The following is a 2,835-nucleotide window of genomic DNA, read 5'->3' as shown; positions in this document are numbered from 1 at the left end:
TAAAGAGTGCTACGTAGTAGTTTCCGAAGTTGCAAAAAACAATGGTGGTAAGAAAAAAGCTCTTGCTAGCGTATTAGCTGGTTTGGCTATGGTAGCTGCTACAGCGGGTACACCTGTACAAGCTGGTGTTGCGACAGGGGGTAGTGCTGTTAATATCTCTCCTGATGCTTATAATGGTTCTAATACTACTGGAAGAAACTCTGTAGTAGTTGGTTATCAGAATAAGACTGATAATGAAGATGGTACACTTGCCTATGGTGCTGCAAATACTGCTTATGGTAATAGTGCATTTGCCATTGGTAATAACAACGTAGCTAAGGGTGGCAATGCTTATGCAATGGGTAATACTGCAGAAGCTTTAGGTACAGCTACACTTGCATTTGGTAACCAAGCAAAAGCTAAAGCAGATTATGGCGTAGCAATCGGTTCTGGTGCAGAAGCAACTGCTAATAATGCAGTAGCTGTAGGTCGTGTGAATAAAGCAACAAACGCTTCCGCTGTAGCCCTTGGTGTTAATAACAAAGCAAATGGTCAAGATTCTACTGCAGTAGGTTCTACTAATACTGTAAATGGTGATCAATCCTCCGCATTCGGTCGTGAAAACGTAATTGATGGTGCTTCCGTAGCTGGTGCTACAGCCGTTGGTTACAAAAATAAAGCATCCGGTGACCGTGCTATTGCAATTGGTGAGTCTAATGATTCCCAAAAAGAAGATAACTCTGGTGGTAATGCAGGCAATACTATGATTGCTATCGGTCGTGAGAATGAGGCAACCGCTCTAGATACAGTAGCAATTGGTCGTAAGACTAAAGCGACTGCAAATACTTCTGTTGCTGTTGGTGCTCGTTCCGAAGCGACAGGTGCTGGTTCTGTTGCGATTGGTGGCAATGGTGATGGTTACAAAACTACATCTAATGGTTTAGGCGCAACTGCTTTAGGTATGCAAGCTAAAGCTGATGGTACTGCTGCAACTGCAGTAGGTGGTGTGTCTGAAGCAACAGCTAATGGTGCAGCTGCATTTGGCCAAGGCGCGAAAGCAACTGCAGTTCAAGCAACAGCTTTAGGTTATAAAACTGAGGCATCTGTAAAAGATGGGGTTGCTCTTGGTTCTACATCTAAAGCAACTGTAGATAAAGGCATTAAAGGATTTAACCCTGCAGAAACTCGTACAAATAAATATTCCGGTTTAACTGGTAATGTTCAAACTTCTACATTAGCAGCAGTTTCCGTAGGTGACGGTGCTAATGCAACTCGTCAAATTACAGGTCTTGCAGCAGGTACTGCTGACAGCGATGCTGTTAACGTAGCTCAATTGAGAAGCGTTAACTTGAAATACGCTGGTAACAGCGGTAATGGCGATGTATTGTTAGACAATGGTACATTGAATGTCAAAGGTGAAGGTTTAATCTCCACAAGTGCTGATGCAGATGGCATCAAAGTAAAACTTACTGAAGGCGGCAATATTACTACTAACAATGATGGTAAAGCAGTTGCTCCTACAACAAATGGTGTTGCTACAACTGACAATGTAACTCAAGCGATTAACAATTCTGGTTGGAAAGTAACTTCCGCTAACAATGGTGGTACTACAAATGGTACAACTTCCGAAAAAGTGAGCCCTGGCGACACTGTTACTTTCAGCGCTGGTAAAAACATCGTATTAGACCAAGCTGGTAAACAATTCACATACTCCTTGAACAAGGATGTTGACTTGACTAAAGATGGTTCCTTAACAATTGGTGATACTAAAGTTAACAACGATGGCTTAACTATCACTGGTGGCCCATCCGTTACTAAAACTGGTATCGACGCTGGTAATAAAAACATTACTAATGTAAAAGCTGGTGAAAATGATACTGATGCAGTTAACGTAAAACAATTAAAAGACGCTAAAACTAAACTTGTAGATGGTAAAAATACTACCGTTGAAGGTGATGGATCCACAGCTACTCCTTATAAAGTAAATGTGGAAGGCGACTTGAAAGGTATTACATCCATTTCCAATGCTGACGGTGGTCCTAAAATGACAATTGGTGGCAACTCCATCAACATCACTGGTGGCCCACTTAACATGGGTGGTAGCAAAATCACTAATGTAGCTCCTGGTACAGATGATACTGATGCAGTTAACTACAGCCAAATTAAAGGTTTAAGAACTGAAGTTAAAGCTGGTACTAACGTAACTGTAGATAAAACTCAAGGTACAGATGGCCATGATATCTACACTGTAAATGCAACTGCTACTGGTGGCACAGCTTCTAGCTGGAACATTAAATCCTCTGCTACAGACGGTAAAAACAACGGTATTACAACTGCAACAAACATTTCTGATGCTAAAACTGTAGAAATGCAAGCAGGTAAAAATTTAACTGTGAAACAAGCAGATACAGCTAACGGCGCTTCTGTTGAATTCGCATTGGATAAAGATGTTGATTTAACTAATGATGGTTCCTTAACAATTGGTGATACTGTAATCAACAAAGATGGTATGACTATCACTGGTGGTCCATCTGTTACAAAAACTGGTATCGACGCTGGTAATAAAAACATTACTAATGTAAAAGCTGGTGAAAACGATACTGATGCAGTTAACGTAAAACAATTAAAAGACGCTAAAACTAAACTTGTAGATGGTAAAAATACTACTGTTGAAGGTGATGGCTCCACAGCTACTCCTTACAAAGTTAATGTAGAAGGTGACTTGAAAGGTATTACATCCATTTCCAATGCTGACGGTGGTCCTAAAATGACAATTGGTGGCAACTCCATCAACATCACTGGCGGCCCACTTAACATGGGTGGTAGTAAAATCACTAATGTAGCTCCTGGTACAGA

The 2,835-nt window shown here is 41.0% G+C and carries 1 pseudogene; it reads left to right on the top strand.

The features are described from left to right. Positions 1-2,835: pseudogene (locus KH813_RS06545) on the top strand (hypothetical protein); the annotation flags it as partial.

The organism is Negativicoccus succinicivorans, assembly GCF_018373335.1.
Taxonomy (GTDB): domain Bacteria; phylum Bacillota; class Negativicutes; order Veillonellales; family Negativicoccaceae; genus Negativicoccus; species Negativicoccus succinicivorans_A.
This window is presented reverse-complemented; position numbering and strand designations above follow the sequence as displayed.